General features: G+C 64.1%; 17 protein-coding genes and 4 pseudogenes. 14 read left to right on the forward strand and 7 right to left on the reverse strand.

The features are described from left to right. Positions 1-177: 177 nt before the first annotated feature. A complete protein-coding gene (locus AC5RW2_RS35435; RefSeq protein ID WP_494031242.1) occupies positions 178-858 on the reverse strand; it encodes a GntR family transcriptional regulator in 681 nt (226 codons plus the stop codon). On the opposite strand from AC5RW2_RS35435, the gene AC5RW2_RS35440 reads away from it, so the two are divergent. Continuing rightward, a complete protein-coding gene (locus tag AC5RW2_RS35440) occupies positions 857-1,180 on the forward strand; it encodes a hypothetical protein (RefSeq protein ID WP_494031241.1) in 324 nt (107 codons plus the stop codon). The genes AC5RW2_RS35435 and AC5RW2_RS35440 overlap by 2 nt on opposite strands. 51 nt (positions 1,181-1,231) lie before the next feature. Further along, on the forward strand, positions 1,232-1,627 hold the full coding sequence (locus tag AC5RW2_RS35445) for a transposase (RefSeq protein WP_494075081.1): 396 nt from the start codon (positions 1,232-1,234) through the stop codon (positions 1,625-1,627). 103 nt (positions 1,628-1,730) lie between these two features. Here AC5RW2_RS35445 and AC5RW2_RS35450 read toward each other — a convergent pair whose 3' ends face one another. The 6 genes and pseudogenes from AC5RW2_RS35450 to AC5RW2_RS35475 all read right to left on the reverse strand — a co-directional run bounded on the left by AC5RW2_RS35450 (position 1,731) and on the right by AC5RW2_RS35475 (position 5,943). Further along, positions 1,731-1,946, reverse strand: a complete 216-nt coding sequence (locus tag AC5RW2_RS35450; RefSeq protein ID WP_494037019.1) for a hypothetical protein — start codon at positions 1,944-1,946, stop codon at positions 1,731-1,733. A gap of 16 nt (positions 1,947-1,962) precedes the next feature. Next, positions 1,963-2,067 (reverse strand): annotated as a pseudogene (locus tag AC5RW2_RS35455) (biotin carboxylase N-terminal domain-containing protein); the annotation flags it as partial. 236 nt (positions 2,068-2,303) lie between these two features. After that, positions 2,304-3,341, reverse strand: coding sequence for an MBL fold metallo-hydrolase (locus AC5RW2_RS35460; RefSeq protein WP_494031240.1), 1,038 nt, complete (start codon positions 3,339-3,341; stop codon positions 2,304-2,306). A gap of 2 nt (positions 3,342-3,343) precedes the next feature. After that, the gene (locus AC5RW2_RS35465) at positions 3,344-3,589 is read right to left on the reverse strand and encodes a hypothetical protein (RefSeq protein WP_494037015.1); all 246 of its coding nucleotides are present in this window, start codon (positions 3,587-3,589) and stop codon (positions 3,344-3,346) included. Between the two features lie 66 nt (positions 3,590-3,655). Further along, positions 3,656-4,735 (reverse strand): phosphotransferase family protein, encoded by a 1,080-nt coding sequence (locus AC5RW2_RS35470; RefSeq protein WP_494031239.1) that lies wholly within the window; start codon positions 4,733-4,735, stop codon positions 3,656-3,658. Then, on the reverse strand, positions 4,732-5,943 hold the full coding sequence (locus AC5RW2_RS35475; protein WP_494031238.1) for an acyl-CoA dehydrogenase family protein: 1,212 nt from the start codon (positions 5,941-5,943) through the stop codon (positions 4,732-4,734). Before AC5RW2_RS35475 ends, AC5RW2_RS35470 begins: the two co-directional genes overlap by 4 nt. Before the next feature lie 443 nt (positions 5,944-6,386). Here AC5RW2_RS35475 and AC5RW2_RS35480 point away from each other — a divergent pair, with 443 nt between their 5' ends. From AC5RW2_RS35480 to AC5RW2_RS35535, 12 genes and pseudogenes are all read left to right on the forward strand, one after another. Then, positions 6,387-6,779: a TetR/AcrR family transcriptional regulator gene (locus AC5RW2_RS35480; RefSeq protein WP_494075077.1), complete on the forward strand. Its 393-nt coding sequence runs from the start codon at positions 6,387-6,389 to the stop codon at positions 6,777-6,779. Continuing rightward, positions 6,679-6,912, forward strand: a pseudogene (locus AC5RW2_RS35485) (TetR-type transcription factor C-terminal domain-containing protein); the annotation flags it as partial. The gene AC5RW2_RS35480 and the pseudogene AC5RW2_RS35485, both read left to right, overlap by 101 nt. An 80-nt stretch (positions 6,913-6,992) precedes the next feature. Then, positions 6,993-7,151 carry a hypothetical protein gene (locus AC5RW2_RS35490; RefSeq protein ID WP_494031260.1) on the forward strand — a complete coding sequence of 53 codons (159 nt, stop codon included), beginning with the start codon at positions 6,993-6,995 and terminating at the stop codon, positions 7,149-7,151. A 266-nt stretch (positions 7,152-7,417) separates the two neighbouring features. Continuing rightward, complete coding sequence (locus AC5RW2_RS35495; protein ID WP_494031236.1) at positions 7,418-8,974, forward strand: Re/Si-specific NAD(P)(+) transhydrogenase subunit alpha; 1,557 nt, start codon at positions 7,418-7,420, stop codon at positions 8,972-8,974. A 47-nt stretch (positions 8,975-9,021) separates the two neighbouring features. Beyond that, positions 9,022-10,446 carry a Re/Si-specific NAD(P)(+) transhydrogenase subunit beta gene (pntB, locus tag AC5RW2_RS35500; protein ID WP_494031235.1) on the forward strand — a complete coding sequence of 475 codons (1,425 nt, stop codon included), beginning with the start codon at positions 9,022-9,024 and terminating at the stop codon, positions 10,444-10,446. Positions 10,447-11,106: 660 nt separating this feature from the next. Then, on the forward strand, positions 11,107-11,796 hold the full coding sequence (locus tag AC5RW2_RS35505) for an alpha/beta fold hydrolase (RefSeq protein WP_494031234.1): 690 nt from the start codon (positions 11,107-11,109) through the stop codon (positions 11,794-11,796). A 374-nt stretch (positions 11,797-12,170) separates the two neighbouring features. Then, a complete protein-coding gene (locus AC5RW2_RS35510; RefSeq protein WP_494075078.1) occupies positions 12,171-13,058 on the forward strand; it encodes a class I SAM-dependent methyltransferase in 888 nt (295 codons plus the stop codon). Positions 13,059-13,328: 270 nt separating this feature from the next. Beyond that, a complete protein-coding gene (locus tag AC5RW2_RS35515; protein WP_494075079.1) occupies positions 13,329-14,096 on the forward strand; it encodes a cyclase family protein in 768 nt (255 codons plus the stop codon). Between the two features lie 382 nt (positions 14,097-14,478). Next, positions 14,479-15,068 (forward strand): annotated as a pseudogene (locus tag AC5RW2_RS35520) (mycofactocin-coupled SDR family oxidoreductase). Then, on the forward strand, positions 15,065-16,483 hold the full coding sequence (mftF, locus tag AC5RW2_RS35525) for a mycofactocin biosynthesis glycosyltransferase MftF (protein ID WP_494031231.1): 1,419 nt from the start codon (positions 15,065-15,067) through the stop codon (positions 16,481-16,483). Before AC5RW2_RS35520 ends, mftF begins: the two are co-directional and overlap by 4 nt. Further along, positions 16,434-17,540, forward strand: a pseudogene (locus AC5RW2_RS35530) (NADH:flavin oxidoreductase/NADH oxidase). Before mftF ends, AC5RW2_RS35530 begins: the two are co-directional and overlap by 50 nt. A gap of 101 nt (positions 17,541-17,641) precedes the next feature. Then, positions 17,642-18,514, forward strand: coding sequence for an SDR family NAD(P)-dependent oxidoreductase (locus AC5RW2_RS35535; protein ID WP_494031257.1), 873 nt, complete (start codon positions 17,642-17,644; stop codon positions 18,512-18,514). The last annotated feature ends 112 nt before the right edge of the window (positions 18,515-18,626 follow it).

The raw sequence follows: 18,626 nt of genomic DNA on the forward strand, positions 1-18,626 counted from the left end.
AGCCGGGGCGGGCCGGGTACCGGGCGGTCGAAGTGGCCCGGATGGGTAGGGCCGGCCGACGGGGGATCGGTAAGTTGGATCCGATCGACGCCCGCCGGATCGCGGCAGCCGTGCTCCCGCTTACCCAAGAGCAGCTGCGCACCCGCGGATGGAGGGAAGCGTCCGGGCATTCAGGGGCTACGCCTTCGTCCGCTGCTCTTGTACCTGCCGGGCGTCGAAATGGTCGGCGAGCAGTTCGCCTGCGTGCATGATGTGGTCTTCCATGGCTGCCCGGGCAGCCTGGCCGTCGCCGGCCTTGACGGCTTCGAGGACGCGGGTGTGGTCCTCGGCTGTAGCTTGGGGCCAGCCGGCGATGTTGGAGTAGAACATGCGCGGCACGTAGCGCGTGGTCAGGCCAAGGACCCAGAGGAGCTTGCGCGCGTTGGCCAACCGATTGATCTGGCGGTGGAACGCGTGGTTCTTCTCTTCCAGCAGCACCGTGTCCTTGCGGGCGGCGGCAGCGATCAGCTCGTGGTGCAGGGCCTCAAGTTCGCCGACGTCGTCCTCGGAGCCGTTACGCGCCGCGCGGTCGGCCAGCTCACCGCCGAGCAGGGCCTGTGCGCGGAAGAGGTCGCGGATGTCGTCCCCGACCAGCGGAGCCACTACGAAACCCCTGCGCGGCACCACTTCGAGGAAGCCTTCGACCCGGAGCGCCTGCATGCCCTCGCGCGCCGGCGTTGTGGAGATGCCGAGCTCCTCCCCGACCGTTTCCGGACGGATCTGTGTCCCCGGCTGCAGCTCGCCGGAGATCACCAGGGCGCGCACGTAGGTGGCCGCTTTGTCGCTGAGCTGCGGCTGCTGCTGCCGGGTTGGTGCCATGGTGATCCCCGACCGTGAAGAGGAAGCCCTGCGGGATCTGTCCCGGCTCCGCTCTGGTACGGCCAAGGATCTTGGACATGCCCGCCAGCAGGTGAATGCCATCCTGCTCCGGCACGGGATCCGCTACCCCAAAGACACCAGATGGACAAAGGAACACCGTCAGTGGCTTATCAGCCAGCGCTTTGACGAGCCGGCGCTGCAGTTCACTTATCAGGCCGATGTCGAGCAGGCCGAGCTGCTGCCGCCCATCTGGTGCGGATCGACAGGCAGGTCGCCGCGACGGTGGCAGCGTGCCGCTACGCTCCGGTGGTTGACGCGCTGATGTGTCTGGGCGGCATCCAGCTCACGACCTGCGTTCGGGCTGGCCGTCGAAATCGGTGACTGGATCCGCTTCATCGGCTCATCCATCGGCTCCTGTCGTGGGCTCGTCCCCAGTGAGGAATCCTCAGGCCAGTCACGGCATCAGGGCCCGATCACCAAGGCCGGGAACACCTACGCCCGTAAACTCCTCATCGAAGCGCATGGCAGCACCGCCGCCCCTACGCCCGGCCCGGGGAACGCCTCCTGCGCCAACTTGATCTCGTCGCGCCGGCAACCCTGCATCAGCGCCCTCGAAGGGAACCACCGGCTGCACCGCAAGTGGGAACACTTCGATCAACGCCACAAAATGCCAGTTAAGGCCAACACCGCCATCGCCCGTGAACTCGCCGGCTGGTGCTGGTCACTGGCCGCACCACTCCCGCAAGGAGAACGCATGGACGCGGCCTGACATGAACGGCCGACTGGAACGTGAACGACAGTGCGATGGCAGAAACCGGAGCTATCTCGAGAACGCACTATGAGCAGACGGCCAAACCCGTCGACGCTCGATCTTAGTAGCCGACACTGGGCGACGGCAAGTGCCCGGTGAACACGAGCGTTTCCGTGTCGCAATACCACTCATAGAACGCACGGCGCGCTGCGGCTGACTGGACGGGGTCGCTGTCTCGCGCTAACGACAGGTCGGGATAGCGCAGCTGCAATCCGACGTGTAGAAGGTCCCCCTTCATGACGGCCAGGTCGCGCCCCTGCCCGAAGGCTGCGTTCATGTGGCCCGCCGTATGGGTCCTCATTGGGGTAGACGGCAACCGTCTTGGCCACGAGCTCGTACCCGGCTGGGAACGCACGGATGGCGATCTCGCCACGATTCGCCACCAGGATCTTCTTTATTTTCCCGGGATTCAGGGGGTAGTTCTCCAATTCCGGTAGTGGTGGAGCACATGGGCGGCTTTGCGTATCAGGGTCAGGCGGTCCTCATCGGTCCGCGGCCTTGAGCAAGCGCGGACCCGGCGGCAACGGGCTAGTTGATGAAGGTTCCATCCTCGAGTTGGATGAGCCGGGCCCAGTGGAGTGGACGAAGTACAAGGCGCTGCAGGCCGAGGAGGACAGTACATAACGTGTTGTGATCAGCGAGCTGCAACCGGCTCCATGGGCACATCGACCTGGTGGCCCTGCGAGCGCAGGTACACCACGTGGCTGGCCGTTTCGGAGACGGCCAGGCGCAGCGAAAAGGCCTGCAGGGATTCCCAGCCCCGGGACCACGTCAGGTGGCGGGCGATGTCCCAGACGGTTTCGGGCCGGTGCGCCTCCAGGACCCGGAGGACCTCGGCGGAGCGTTCGCGGTTGTGTGCGGTCAGCTGTGCCACCCGCCGCTGCATGCCGCTGAAGCGGTACTCGTGCGCCGGGCAGACCTCCATCGCATCCTCGAACGCGATCCGGCCCAGGGACTCGTAGTAGTCCGCCAGCGGGTTGGCCGGCCCGGGCAGCTCCAGGGCGATGTGCGGGGAGATGCGCGGCAGGACATGGTCCCCGCTGAAGATCATCCCGTGCGGCTCATCGATTAGGCAGATATGCCCCGGTGAGTGCCCGGGAGTGGTGACCACCCGCAGGTTCAGCCCCTTGGCGGGCACCAGGCTGCCGTGGGTGAGCCGCAGGTCCGGATCCGCGAGGTTCTGCAGATGGGTCAGGGTGGGGCGGTCCAGGGCCACCTCGGCGAGCCGGTCCGCCGGCACGCCCCACAGCCTCAGCTGCTCGCGGTGGGCGGACAGGACAAGGTCGGGGTCCTCGGCGGCGGTGAGCCGGCGCACCTCCTTCTCGCCCAGGGCAACCCACGCCCCCGAGGCCGCGCGCAGCCGGGCGGCCATGCCCAGATGGTCCGAGTGGAAATGGGTGGCGACAATACCGGTCAGGTCGGTGGGCCCGAGGCCTGCCTGGGACAGGCCGGCACTCAGCTGAGCCATGCCGGCATCACTGTCCCAGCCCGGATCGATCAGGACCGCGTCACCGTCTCCCAGGAGCAGGTAGCTGAGGGTATAGCGCATGGGGTTGCCGGGGAACACCACGGGGATGGACCAGACGCCGTCCCGGAGCTGCTCCACCGGCGGCAGCACCTTGTTCCGCCACGCTTCCTTCTGGATGTGGCCGGTGATGGTAATCGGCGGCATACTCATTCGTTACTCGCTCTGGGGCAGGGACTGGTCCAAACCTCAAACCCGGAGGCGGCATCGATGAATTCTCGCTGGGCCGGCCACTCTGGAACAATCCATATACCGGATGCGTCGGACATGGCGTCATCAACCAGCCCTTCGCGATACACCTCTCCCTTGAGCCGGACCTCGACGGTCTGGCCCATGAGGACATGCCATTGGTCCGTGGGGCGCATGTTGGCACGATTCACGTTCTGGAACCCCATATTTCACCGAATTCCTTTTCTAAGTGTGGGCACACTGCAGGTAGGTCACTTTGGTCCAACCAGCACTCAGATCCGGGCGAAGGAGGAAGCGGCCCGGAGGAGTGTTGGCACGCCCTCTGCGAGGGTCGGAGCAAAGTCATCGTCGGGGCGCTCGCCGTTTAGCCAGCGCGTGTACATGGCTTCGCAGAAGATCGCGGCCTTCCACAAGGCCAGTGCCTGATACCAGTGCAATTGGCTCAGGTCCAGCGGCAAATGCTGCGCGTATCTGGCGATGAGCTCATCGTGCGACGGATACCCGGCTTCCCTGGTAACCGGTGTCAGCTCCATCGGGGTTGATGTTGCGCCCGGCTCCGCATAGGTTGCGGTGAAGTAGCCGAGGTCCGCGAGAGGGTCGCCGACGGTGGCCATCTCCCAGTCAAGGATCGCTGCAACCGTTACGGGGGGATTGCTGTTGAACATGAGGTTGCCCAAGCGGAAATCACCGTGGACGATCGACGCCATCTGACTTTCTGGCCGATTTGCGGCGAGCCAATCCCCGATCGCTGCCACTTCCGGCAGGTCGCGCTGGGTGTTCACCTCCCACAACGACGAAAAGAGCCTGACCTGCCGCTCCAAGTAACCATCGGGTCGACCAAGGGTCGCTAGCTCCCCGGACCTCACGTCGACGCGGTGCAGGGCGACCATCGCATCTATCGCGGCGAACGCGGTAGCGCGCCGCTGTTCCGCGGAGCCGAATTGTGGCGGAATCCGGTTGGTGATCACCTCGCCATCGACGAACTCCATGACGTAGAAGGGCACGTCGAGCGTCGAATCATCATCGCAGACGGCGACTATGCGCGGCACGGGGACACCTGCGGCACGCACCAAGCGTTGTATCCGGGCCTCCCGCACCATGTCGTGGGCGGACTTCGGGTGTGGCGGGCGGGGTCCGCGGCGTAGCACGAATGTCTCGTCTCCGCGAACAATCCGGTAGGTCACATTTGACTGGCCATCCCCGATGCGGTCGACCTCCAGCGGCCCTCGGCCGAGCTTGTGCGTGTCGAAGAACTCGCGGACGGCGTCGAGGACGAGCAGCGGCGGCAAGGCAAGCGCGGTGGCTTCCTCACGCGAATCGACGACCTGAACGCCGTCGCTGACGGTGCTCATCGGATCACCGCCTGATCGAGGCGAAGCTCGCCGTTCGCCACGGCCTTGGCCCTGGCAGCCGATGCGCGGCGGGAGATTGCCCACTTGTGGGTCTCGTTGGAGCCATCGTAGATCCGGAATGGCCGTACCTCGTTGAGATACTGTGCGAGCGGGAGGCCATCGGAGACGCCGTCGCCGCCGCAGATTTGGATTGCGCGGTCAATCACTCGGTAAATCGCCTCGGAGCAGTGTACCTTCGCGATCGAGGACATGGCCGATCCGGCTTTCGGATCTGTGGCGAGCAGGTTCGCGGTTTTTGTGATGATAGCATCGGACGTTTCGATGTCGATCATGGATTGCGCGATCAGTTCCTGCACGAGTCCCAGCTCCTTCATGGCTGAGCCGAATAGCTCCCGGTTATCGGCACGGTCGAGGGCAATGTCAAGGGACCGGCGGGCCAATCCCAGCCATCGCATGCAATGGGTCAGACGTGCCGGCGCAAGGCGAACCTGCGCGTAGCGGAAGCCTTCGCCCGGTCGACCGAGTACGGCCGCATCTTCCACAAAGCAGTCGTCGAAATAGAGATGCGGGTGTCCGCCGTCAATGGCCCGATCGATCGTGTGGATGTGCTCGCCCATGCGCATGCCCGGGTTAGCGGTGTCGACAAGGAACATGGTCGCGCCCCCCGGAAGCCCGTCCGATTCCGCATTGCGTGCCATCACAATCGTTAGTTCCGCACCGTCCGCGCCGCTGATAAAACGCTTATGACCAGAGATGCGCCATCCGCCGTCGACGCGCCGGGCTTCGGTCATGAGGGCGGCAGGGTCCGATCCCGCGCCTGGGTGTGGTTCGGTCATCGCAAAGCAGGAGCGGATCTCACCAGCCGCGAGTGGCATGAGATATCGTTCCTGCTGCTCCGGGGTGGCGATGAGCTCGAGCATGTGCATGTTGCCTTCGTCCGGTGCCATGCAGTTGAGAGCGGTCGGCCCGATCGGCGAATAGCCGGCCTCCTGGAAGATCGGTGACCAATGTTCGATAGCCAGTCCCTGCCCGCCGAACCTGCGCTCGACGTGGGGGGCGAAGACGCCAGCGGCCTTGGCTGCCGACTGAAGTTGCGCGCGGACGGTCGGATCGAGGCGTTGGCCGGGAGCCGGCTCAGCGGGAATGACGTGATCGCGGATGAAGGCACGCGTGCGAAGCCGTAGGTCCTCAATTTCAGTCAAGCTCATGCCGTTCCTTCCGCATTAGTAAGTAGTCCTCCGTCGAGGTTGAGGACTTGTCCGGTGATCCATGACGCGTCAGCGGAGGCGAGGAAAGCGACCGCTCCGGTCACAATCAAGTTCTTGCCTGACAGTCGCTGCGCGGTCAATGCTCCGAGCATCATCACCCTTCCCAGTCGAGGGTAGCCGAGCTAGCGATCGGTAAAGTAAGCTTGGTTCGAACCGGGGCCCGATGTCAAGGCGGCATCCGTACCCGCCTGCCCAACGGACGAATGGGAGCATCACGCAATGGTGATGGATAAGACAACTTCAAACCGTATCGAGGCGCGGGGCATCCCCGATCAGGCATCCGTCGCCGCCGGCGGATTGAGCCTCTGCGGCTCCCCCACGGGAGTCGTGGGTGCGAGTTTCGATCGCAGGGACTCATGACAGACGCCAAGGCGCCTCACGAAATGGCGAACAAGGCCCGTTGGAAGGAATACGGCGACCCGCCTGCACCGCCGATCCTGCAGGCCGCCCTGACCTGCTTTGTCGAGCAGGGGTACCACGGGACCACAACGCGTCAGCTGGCCGCCGCCGCGGGACTATCGGCACCCGGCCTCTATCACCACTTCAAGTCGAAGCAAGCGATGCTCGCGACTCTCATGGAGCTCGCGATGGGACCTGTACGGCCGCAGCATCGCCGCGCTCGAAGGGGCCGGCGAGTCGGTGGAAGCCAGATTCAGGTCGCACATCGAGTGTCTCGTGCTGTTCCACGCGTATCGCGGCGAGCTCGCGTTCGTAGCGGCGAGCGAGATACGCGCGCTGAAGCCGGAAGCCCGCGCGCGACACATTGCATCCCGTGACCGACAGCAAAGGCTTCTTGATGGGATCGTCGAGGAAGGTGTTCGAGCAGGGCTTTTGCGTACGGAGAGCCCGCGTGATGCGAGCCGCGCCATCGTCACTATGTGCACGGGCGTGGCCCAGTGGTATCGACTCGGTGGCCAGCTTTCACCCGCCGATCTCGCCGATGAATACGTGCTTCTGGCCCAGCGGGCCCTTGGCCAGGAGCTATCGCAATGTTCGAAAACATCCGGAACACGAAGGGTCAGGAATACGACATCCTCATCCCCGGCCACGACCGCGACGTTCTCAACCGCTTCCAGCAATGTCCCGAACTGCCAGCCGGCGAAGCGATCTGCATCGGCACCACCAGAGGATTAACTGGGCAGGAGTAACCCTTGGCTAGGTTGCAGGCACAGAAACTCGTAGGAGCTCATAAGCCCTGTCCTGTGTCGTTCGTCGCTGGCCTGCTGATTCGTTTCTTAGATTATCGGGAGTGTGCGTTTAACGGTGGATCCGGGTTTGAACTGGCGACCAGATGCGGGAACTCCAGCCCCCGTCAGCGTCCTGCTGATGGGCGTGAACCAGAAATGAAGACACCGGCGCGGCCCCTGGCGATGATATTCATTCAGGCGCGCTGGATGGATGAGAGAGAATAAACGTGACACGTATAGGGATCGTGGCGGAGTTAGGCCACGAGACAAGGGTGGCGGCGACTCCCGTCACCGCCAGGCAGTTAAGGGACCTAGGCTACGAGGTCATAGTAGAGAAAGGCGCGGGCGAGTCAGCGTCCTTCCCTGACGACGCCTATGCTGAGGCTGGCGCGGTGATTGTGGGCGCCGACGAGGCGTGGGGCAGCGAGGTGGTGCTGAGGATCAACCCGCCCACCGAGGAGGAGATCGGCCGTCTGGCTAATGGCGCCACGCTCATTGGAATGCTGAGCCCGGCGCTGCGGCCGGAACTGGTGGAGGCGCTGGCGGCGCGTCCGATCACGGCTCTGGCGCTGGATGCGGTGCCTCGAATTTCGCGGGCGCAGTCGATGGACGTGCTCAGCTCGATGGCAAATATTGCCGGTTACCGGGCGGTGATTGAGGCGGCCCATGAGTTTGGCCGGTTCTTCACCGGGCAGGTGACCGCGGCGGGCAAAGTGCCGCCGGCGAAGGTCCTAGTCGCCGGCGCCGGGGTGGCGGGCCTGGCAGCGATCGGGGCCGCGAGCAGCCTGGGTGCGATCGTACGGGCGACGGACCCGCGGCCGGAGGTGGCCGACCAGGTGAAGTCCATCGGCGGTACTTACCTCAAGGTTGAGGTCGAGGAGGAGATGAAGTCATCGGACGGGTATGCCAGGGCCACGTCCGAGGCCTACGACCGGCGTGCCGCGGAGATCTATTCCGAACAGGCCCGGGAGGTTGACATCATCATCACCACGGCCCTCATTCCGGGCCGTCCCGCGCCCAAACTCCTCACCGCCGAGGACGTTGCCTCCATGAAACCGGGAAGCGTCATCGTCGACATGGCGGCCGGACAGGGCGGGAACGTGGAGGGTTCCGTCGCCGGCGAACGCATCGTCACGGACAACGGTGTCGTCATCCTGGGCTACACCGATCTTCCGGGACGGCTGCCGGCGCAGGCCTCCCAGCTGTACGGGACAAACATGGTGAACCTGCTCAAGCTCCTGACCCCGGACAAAGACGGGGTGCTGCGGATCGACTTTGATGATGTGGTGCAGCGTTCGGTGACCGTGGTGCGCGAGGGGGAGAAGACCTGGCCGCCGCCCCCGGTCCAGGTCTCCGCCGCACCCGCAACCACGACTCAAGCCCCGGCCGCCGAAAGCACTGCGCCAAAGAAAAAGGAAGGCCTCAGCGCGGGCGGTAAGGCCGGGCTCTTCGCCGTCGGCATCGCGGCCCTGTTTGGGATCAACGCGGTGGCCCCGGCGCCGCTGCCGCAGCACTTCACGGTGCTGATGCTCTCAGTCGTAGTCGGCTTTTATGTGATCGGGAAGGTCCATCACGCCCTGCACACCCCGCTGATGTCCGTTACGAACGCCATCTCGGGGATCATCGTCGTCGGTGCGCTGCTGCAGGTTACCTCGGAGAACCCGGTCATGCAGGTCCTCGCCGCCTTCGCGGTCCTGCTGGCGAGCATCAACATTTTCGGCGGTTTCGCCGTCACCCGGCGCATGCTCGCCATGTTCTCCCGAGGAAACGGGGTAGGCAAATGAGCGCCGCCGCCGAAACAGCAGCAGGAATCCTAACGAGGAGTTTTACCGTGTCTGACGCCATCTCCGGTCCGTTGACCGCAGACTCCCTGGCCGGGGCGGCCTACATCGTGGCGGCCCTGCTGTTCATCCTCAGCCTCGCCGGACTGAGCAAGCACGAGAAAGCAAAGGCAGGGGTCATCTACGGCATCACCGGGATGGTCATCGCCCTCGCCGCGACGATCTGGCTGACCCTCCAGGGCGCCTGGGGCACCGGCCACGGCCTCACCGGATTGGGGCTGCTCGTGATCGCGGTCCTGGTCGGCGGTGCCATCGGGCTCTGGCGCGCCCGTGTGGTCGAAATGACCGGGATGCCCGAACTGATCGCACTGCTGCACAGCTTCGTGGGCCTCGCCGCGGTGCTCGTAGGCTGGAACGGGCACCTCGAAGCCCCAGACCTGTCCCCGGACCTGAAAGCAATCCACCACGCCGAAGTGTTCATCGGCGTCTTCATTGGCGCCGTGACCTTCACCGGCTCCATCGTGGCATTCCTGAAACTCTCCGCCCGGATGAAGTCCTCACCGTTGATGCTGCCGGGCAAGAACGCGATCAACCTCGGCGCCCTCGCGTTGTTCATCGCCCTTACCGTCTGGTATGTCAACGACTCCCAGCTGTGGCTCCTGATCGTCGTCACTCTGCTTGCCTTGGGACTGGGCTGGCACCTGGTGGCCTCCATCGGCGGCGGCGACATGCCGGTCGTCGTGTCCATGCTCAACAGCTACTCCGGCTGGGCCGCAGCCGCGGCCGGCTTCCTGCTAAACAACGACCTGCTCATCATCACCGGAGCCCTGGTCGGCTCCTCGGGTGCCTACCTGTCCTACATCATGTGCAAGGCCATGAACCGGTCCTTCATCTCGGTAATTGCCGGTGGCTTTGGCATCGCCGCCCCCGCGCAAGCGGACGCCGACCACGGCGAACACCGGGAGATTTCAGCTCAGGAAACCGCCGAGCTGCTCTCCAACGCCTCCAGCGTCGTCATCACTCCGGGCTACGGCATGGCAGTCGCCCAGGCGCAGTACCCTGTTGCTGAACTTGCCGACAAACTACGGGAGCGGGGAGTGGATGTCCGGTTCGGCATCCACCCCGTTGCTGGCCGGTTGCCCGGGCACATGAACGTGCTCCTCGCCGAAGCAAAAGTCCCTTACGACATCGTCCTGGAAATGGACGAAATCAACGACGACCTTGACAGCACCTCCGTCGTCCTGGTCATCGGGGCCAACGACACCGTCAACCCGGCCGCGGCCGAGGACCCCGGCAGCCCCATCGCCGGCATGCCCGTGCTCCGTGTCTGGGAAGCAGAAAACGTCGTGGTGTTCAAACGCTCCATGGCTGCCGGATACGCCGGTGTACAGAACCCCCTCTTCTTCCGCGACAACTCCCACATGCTCTTCGGCGACGCGAAACAACGCGTGGAGGACATCCTCCGCGCGTTCTAAATCTTGATCGTTCGTCCACATCGCCACGCCCGTCGCCTGCTGCCACTGTCATCGCATTACTGATGAGAGTGACCAGTTTGAACAGGGCGGAGGTTGACGGCATGGATACCAACATCATCCCGCTTGGTGAGCGTGCCCTGCGGAGCATCTTGGACGATGTATTTGCCGTCGGCAACGAAGCCAAGACAGGCTATTTGGAAGTCAAGAGCGCTCTCGATCTCAGCAGGACTGAGGGTGTGGCAAGGTCGCCAAGCCGCAGGTCATCAGCTACTGACAGCTCCCTGTGTGTGGGGCTGCCTTCCCTCGGTGGCAGCCCCACCTTCTTCGCCCAGGCATCGAAGGAAACGGTCCCATCATGTCCGCTCCGAATCCGCCGATGCGCCCACTGCGAGGACATGTACAGGCCGCGGCCCAAAGGGCATCATCGTTATGCTCACGGAAGAGATGGGTTGAGGGCTGGGGCAGGCGACCGCTTCGCAATCATCAGAAGACCCACCCCACTGCTTGTCCCGTACGCCGGTCCTCCACCGCGACAGCGGTGAGGTGACTGTCGACGACGATCATGTCGCAGTGGTGACAGTTCAGGTGCTTTAGCCTAGGATCCCGACCAGGCGTCGGTTGCCAAACCGGAGCCCGTTCCCAGAGAAAAGAGACACCGCCATGCCCAAACCGATTCTTCTCGTCCACGGCGCCTACACCGGCGCATGGATCTGGTCCCACGTCGTCACAGACCTCGCGCGCCGCGGATTGCAGGTCAACACCCTCGACCTGCCGAGCCGGCGAGCCGGCGCATCCCTCGCCGACGATGAGCAGGCAGTTCGCAAGGCACTGGCCGAGCTTGACGGCCCAGCCGTCCTCGTCGGCCACTCATATGCCGGCATGGTTATCACAGGCGCGTCAGCGGAAAATGATGACGTTGCCTCGCTGATCTACGTCTGCGCCGCGCTCCCCCGTGCCGGCCAGTCCGTCGCAGACATCAGCGGCAGCGATCCCGAACCTGGCGGCACCTTGGAAGTCGACATGCTCGACGACGGAACCGGATCGATGAACCCGCAGAGCGCACGCAAACTCGTGTACAACGACCTGTCCGACGAACAGTTCGCATGGGTCGAGCGGCAGCTTGGCCGCCAGGCGCTGGCACCGCTGACCGAGTTACCTAGCGGACTTGGTTGGCAACAGCATCCCTCCGTCTACGTGGTATGCACTCAGGACCGGTCCTTCTCCCCCCGACTGCAGCGAAGCTTTGCAGAAAACACCACGTCCTCCGTCGAGCTCGACAGTGCCCATGCACCCATGGTAAGCAAACCCAACGAGCTCGCCGAGGTCATCGCGCGCGCCGCGATAACCTGATCCCCGGAACGCCCCGAGGGCCGGACACTCAGATGCATGGGTCGCCGCGACGACGGCCAGTCAGGGTCTCATAAGCCGGTGCCGCTACGCAACAGCCATCCCCGAGAGATTATGCGTGCGGCCGAATAGCCGGGGCTGCCTAAATCGGATCCCGCTCAGAACTCATTTCTGTCCCATTTGGGCGTCCTTCAACGGACACTTCCTCGGCGGTTCTAACGCAACCTTCGAGCCGCTGTCCGAGATAAAAACTGTTCTGCCAGGCAGGGCCTTGCTCCATGAAGCCGGATATCGCCCGTTGGATGTTCGGGCACAGGTCGCTAGGTCTTGGAAGGGAGACCTTACGAGGCCATGGATCGGCGTTATAACGTGATGGCGTGATCGTCCCCAATGCTTCCCAGAACGCCGTAGCGGTCGCGGATCACTACGATGAGCTCGATCCGATTTATCGTCGGGTGTGGGGTGATCATGTCCATCACGGGCTGTGGGCGACGGGTCGCGAGACGCCCGCCGAGGCCGTCGAGGCGCTAAGCGACACGGTCGGCGATCGGCTGCGCCTTATGCCCGGCGAGGCGTGCATCGACATCGGCTGCGGCTATGGCTCTACCGCAAGGCAGCTCGCGGTGACACGCAGGGTCCGCGTTACCGGCTTCACGCTCTCCGCTAAGCAGGCCCACTACGCCGCCGCGCATCCCGCACCCGACGTGAACATCCATGTCCGTGACTGGCTCGATAACGGGCTGACTGATGACTCGGCCAATGCCGCATGGGCGATCGAGTCGAGCGAGCACATGGTCGACAAGCCCCGGTTCTTCGCCGAGGCGCATCGCGTGCTGTCGCCCGGCGGCCGCTTCGTCGTCTGCGCGTGGCTCGCCGAGACTGAGGCTAGCCGTTGGAAAGTTCGCCACCTGCTCGAGCCAATCTGCCGCGAGGGGCGCCTGCCCTCCATGGGCACGCGCGCGGACTATGAAGAGATGGCAATGGCGGCAGGCTTTGCTATCGCTGGCTATGAGGATGTCAGCCGCCGCGTCGCGCGCACATGGACCATCTGCGCCCGTCGACTTGTGAAGGCCTTGCTCGTCGATCGCAAGACACGCCGCTTCGCCCTTGGCGCACGCAATCGCATCTTCGTTCTGAGCATTCCTCGCCTGATCCTGGCCTACCGCACCGGTGCGATGAGCTATGGGATATTCACGCTGTCTAAGGCGAGGGAGAACGGGGCGCCACGCGAACCCGGCAACTCAACGCCGCAGGAGCCCGCCTGACCGCCAGCACCACCACGGTCATTTCTGGGAAAACAGAACGAGGCAAGGGCACCGAGCGGAGGCCATCAGGGGGTTACCCGCCCCACAACAATGAAATCTCAGACTGTGTAGCCGGAGAGTGTCAGAAATTGGAGAGGCACTCTGCTCTGACCGATTTTCCCCCGCTCACGCGGTCCAGCCTGGGACACGTCAACTGCCCGGCAGTCCGCCGGCCAGTCGTCGAAGCCGACACCTTGATTCCCGGCCTGTACGGGACGCACTGTTATTTTCATGACACGGCACAACGAAGGGGACCTGCATCAGAGGTCGGCTGAAGCGCTGCGGGAGGTCCTGAGCGCCTACCGGGTCGTTGACCTCAGCCGCGAGCTGATTCAGGGAATCCCGACCATCCCCGCCCACCCGAAGTTTTTCCTGCTGCCGTTCCCCTCGATGACGGATCCGGCTGAATTTAACCAGCTCGTCATGGGCGACCATTCCGGCACGCACGTCGACGTACCGGCGCATTTTGTGCCAGACCCCAGCGACAAACGGCGTGTCCACACTCACGAGATCCCGTTGACCGGATTGATGGGCCGGGCGGTCAAACTCAGCTTCGGCCCTTATGATCCCGTCAGCTACAACATCGGCCGCGACGAGCTCATCGAGTGGGAAGCCCAGAACGTTGCCATCGAACGTGATGACATCGTCCTGTTGGACACGAAATGGGAGCACCGCTGGTCGCTCGTTCCCGAAGGGTTCGACTACCTCCGCGGCTGGCCGGGACTCACCGGCGAAGCAGCGCGATACCTGCGTGACAAGGGCGTGAAAGCGGTCGGCATTGACTGCATCAGCATCGACCCGGGAGACAAGTCCGGACCCGACCTGCGTGCACACTACGAGCTGCTCCCCGCAGGAGTGCTCGTTATGGAAAACCTGTGCAATCTCGCCGAGGTCCCCCAGATCAGCTACTTCATGGCGCTCCCGCTCCGACTTCACGGCGGCACCGGCTCTCCCATCCGCGCGATCAGCCTGATCCCAAACACGGCGGATGATCGATAACCCGCGACATATCCTTCTCTGAGGTCTAGCTGCCGAAACTTGGCGACCTTTGAGTTCAGGCGGGACCGCTGGCTGTTTCTGCCGCCGGTGCGGGAGACGTTTTGTCCGTCCGTACGGCGGTCCGCCTGCGCGCTGCGCATGGCCGGCACGCTTCTGACCCGAAAGCGTCTCACAATCGATTCAATTCAGGAATCTGACAAGACACAACTGGTCCTCTCCCCGTGGGGAGGAACGGACCGTCTTGCCACCATGTCTTGCAAGTGATTCCTAGTGAGCTGCTTTCAACTGCTGTTCCGAGACATGTGTAAGGGTTTTGAGGCGTCCCGTTAGCCGGTCCTCCACCGCGACGTCTTCCGACCGCTCCTTGCGTCGTAAAGAAGGTGTGAACCGCAGTGCTATCGGACACATCGCCGACGTCCGCGACCGCACCCAACTCCAAACAGCGGTTAAGGTCGCCCTCGGCCAGTGGGGGTGGCTCGACGCCGCCGTCGCAGCGGCCGCCGTCATCGCCGGCGGGCGGCCCCTGTGGGAAACGCGAGAGGCCGACCTGCAGTTGCTGTGGGACGTGGACGTCCGCGGTGTCTGGAACACCGCCGCCGTCACCATTCCGGCCTTCCTCGCCGGTTCGTCGCCGTCGCCTCAGCCGCCGGCCACCAGGGACTGTTCCGACTCGCTGCCTACAATGCCGCCAAACACGCCGTCGTCGGACTCGTCAAAGGACTCGCAGCCGACCTCGTCGGCACCGGCGTCACCGCCTGCGCGGTATCACCCGGGTCGACCCGGACACCGATGCTGGCCGCCACCAGCGAAATTTACGACCTGCCCGGCATCGAGGACTTTGCCGACCGCCAACTGCTCAAACGCCTCCTCCACCCGGACGACGTCGCAGCCACTATCACCTTCTGCTGCAGCCCCGAAGCAGCTGCCGTCAACGGCTCCGTCGTGCACGCGGACGGAGGATTCCCGGCATGAGCGTCTCCAACCTCTCCGACCGCCAGGAATTGCCCAACGGTTTCGAGATCGCCCTCCGCGACGATCTCGTTGTTACCGACGAGGGACGGCTGCTCGTCGGCGGCTCGCCTATTCGGACTGTCCGGCTCAGTGCGAAAGCACAATGTCTGCTCGCCGACGGCCGACTGGTCGTGGACGGGCCCACTACCGCCTCGCTCGCCCGCCGCCTCCTGGACGGCAACCTCGCCGAACCCGTGCTCGACCACACAAAGGTTTCCCCGGCGGACCTGACGGTCATCGTCCCGGTACGGGACCGGGCCGAACAGCTGGACCGCTGCCTGACCGCCCTCGCACCGCTGCAAGTCATCGTCGTCGACGACGCCTCGCACGATCGGGCGGCCGTCGCGCGGGTCGCCCAACGGCACGGCGCCCGTCTGATCCCACTCTTCCGGAACCTGGGTCCGGCCGGAGCCCGTAACGCCGGCCTCGCCCGGGTTGACACGCCCCTCGTCGCCTTTGTCGATTCCGACGTCGAAGCCGATACCAGCGCCCTGCTCAACCTGGCCCGCCACTGCTCCGACCCGCGGCTCGCCCTCGTCGGGCCCCGCGTCGCCGGCATAGCCCGCACGGACCGGCCCCGTTGGTTCGAACGGTACGACGCCGCAGCGTCCTCCCTCGACCTTGGCAGGACCGGCGGTCAGGTCCACACCGGCGCCGAAATCGGCTGGCTACCCTCGGCCTGCCTGGTCGGCCGCACCCAACTGCTCGGCAGCGGCTTCCAGGACACATGGCGGGTAGCCGAAGACGTCGACCTCGTCTGGCGGCTCGTCGAGACCGGACACGCAGTGCGGTACGACCCTACGGTTGAAGTGCACCACGACATCCGCACGAGCATGCGGACCTGGCTTGGTCGGAAAGTCCTCTACGGAACAGGAGGAGCCCTGCTGGCTTCCCGGCACGGCGACAAGGTCGCCCCGGCAGTCCTGTCGCTTCCCATGGCCCTCGGCGCCGCGGCGGTCCTGCAGCGCCGATGGTGGTCCCTGCCCGCTGCCGCAGCAGTGATCGCTACCACGACCTGGTCCCTCCGCAGACGATTGCCCGCCGGCACCGGGACAACCGCCGTTGCCGTCCGGCTAGCAGCCCGCGGCTTGGGCTGGGCCGTGCGCCAGGAAACCGGCCTGCTGCTTCGGCACTGGTGGCCAGCCGCCGCACTAGCGGCTTCCTTCAGCCCTTCCATCCGCCGGGCGATAGCCACAGCCGCCGCAATAGATCTGGTGTTGTTCCTCCACGAGCGGCCGGGCGTGGGCCCACTCACCGCGCTGATCGGCCGCCGCCTCGACGATCTCGCCTACGGAGCAGGGCTCTGGTGGGGCGCCCTACGGCGTCTTGACAGTCGGTGTCTCGCTGTCCGATGGATCGGGCGCAATAGGAATTAATGCGCTAAGCGCGCTGCTACAGACACGTGTTCGAATAGGCAGTGATTGTGAACCCAGCGGTCGAATGGCCGGTGTACCGACCGACTTCCACTTCGCGCACCTATCAGCCCGCGCCATCGGCGGAGCCGGGCTTGTCATGGCTGAGTCGACCGCGGTTTCTGCAGAAGGCAGAATCTCGCTCTACGACGCCGGGCTGTGGAACAACGAACAGGCGGAAGCCTTTTCACGCATCACCGCCTTCATCAGCGCCCAGGGCTCGACTCCAGCCGTACAGCTTGGGCACGCCGGCCGCAAGGCCTCGACCGCCGCACAATGGGACGAAGCCTTCTACATTGGGGCACACGATGGAGGCTGGCAAACTGTCGGCCCGTCACCGGTGCCGTACTTCAACCATCCGGCACCGCGGGAGATGACGCGGCAAGAGATCCACCAAGCCGTTCACGATTTCGCAAGAGCGGCCGAAAGAGCACATAACGCAGGATTCAAGGTAGTCGAGTTACACGGCGCCCACGGGTACCTCATCCACCAGTTCCTTTCACCGGCGAGCAATACCAGAACATATGACTACGGCGGCTCTTTCGATAACCGTTGCCATTTCGCTCTCGAAGCAGCCGAAGCCGTACGCACAGTCTGGCCCGATGACCTGCCGTTGCTCTTCCGGTTATCCGCCACAGATTGGCTCTCCGAAAACAAGGACGACGTACGTACGGGCTGGACACTGGAGGAGTCCATCGAGTTGGCTGCGGCCCTCCGAGATCGAGGAGGGGACTTGATCGATGTTTCCAGCGGCGGACTCGTACACAACGCCAGGATCCCAACAGAACTCAACTACTAGGTCCCTTTTGCTCGCGCCGTCCGGGCAGGATCCAACGTCGCAGTAACAGCAGTCGGCCTCATCACCGAACCATCGCAGGCCGAGGAAGTCGTTCGGAACGGTGACGCTGATGCTGCGTTCCTGGGCCGCGAGTTGCTCCGCAACCCCAACTGGCCACAGCATGCAGCACAAGCACTAACAGCAGAGCCCAACTGGCCTGTCCAATACGACTGGGCCTTATAGACCTACTGAAAAGAAAAGAACGCCCGCACAGCACGGCGCTGTATGGGGAGCTAACGATAAAGGAGAGAATAATGTGACGTTTCGAGGGACAGGTCGTTTTCATTACCGGCGTGGCGAGAGGACAGGGCCGATCCCACGCGGAAGCCTTCGCACGTGAGGGCGCAAATATCGTGGAGATCGATATCGCCCGCAAAATTGATACCGCTGTCTATCCCGGAGCCACACTGGATGACTTGCAGGAGACGGAGCGCCTAATCAAGGCAGCGGGAGGCCAGGCACTCCTCCCCCAAGGCGACGTGCGCGATCAGGCCGCCATCGACACCCTTGCCGCCCACGCAATGGAACAGTTCGGGCGCATCGACATCGTTCTACCCCAAGCCGGCATCACCACCCTGGCCACGTTCTGGGAACTTCTGAACGAGGTTTGGGAAGAGATGATAGACATCAACCTGACAGGCGCGTACCGCACCCTTCACGCCACGATCCCGCGCATCATCGCCGGCGGGCGCGGCGGATCCATCGTCATGACCGGCTTAATCGCCGCACTGATGGGAATGCCCGGCTTAGCCCACTACTCCGCAACGAAGTTCGGGGTGACAGCCTTGGTTAAGTCTTTGACCAATGAGCTCTCACCACACAAGATCAGGGTGAACAGCGTAAATCCCACATGTCGGCACGCCCATGATTCTGAACGAAAATACATGACAACATTTCCGTCCAGCTCTCGAAGGCAAGGCCACCGCCGTCGTAACTGTCCTTCCCGGCTTCTCGGGTGGCCGTGGCGCCGGCCTGCACGGGCTCGCCTACCTCGCTGGCCCAGGCCAATCGAGCCGGTCGGCCTCGGCCCCAAGGCGTTGGACGGGCGCCGCGCGATTAAGGTCCTCAGGTCCGCCCGGGTGAAGACCAACCCCGAGAGCCAGCAAACGGTCCAAATGCTTCCACGGACAACTGCTCGGCACCGCTGTACTCCATGAAACTGCCCACGCCCAACAGGACGGTGGCAGTTCCATGTCTACGTGAGCGTGCAACGGGTGGAAGCATATGAACACACATGGACGTGTTGCTTTCACCGCGCTCTTAGACGTC

It is taken from the genome of Arthrobacter sp. B0316-1-20, assembly GCF_059091865.1.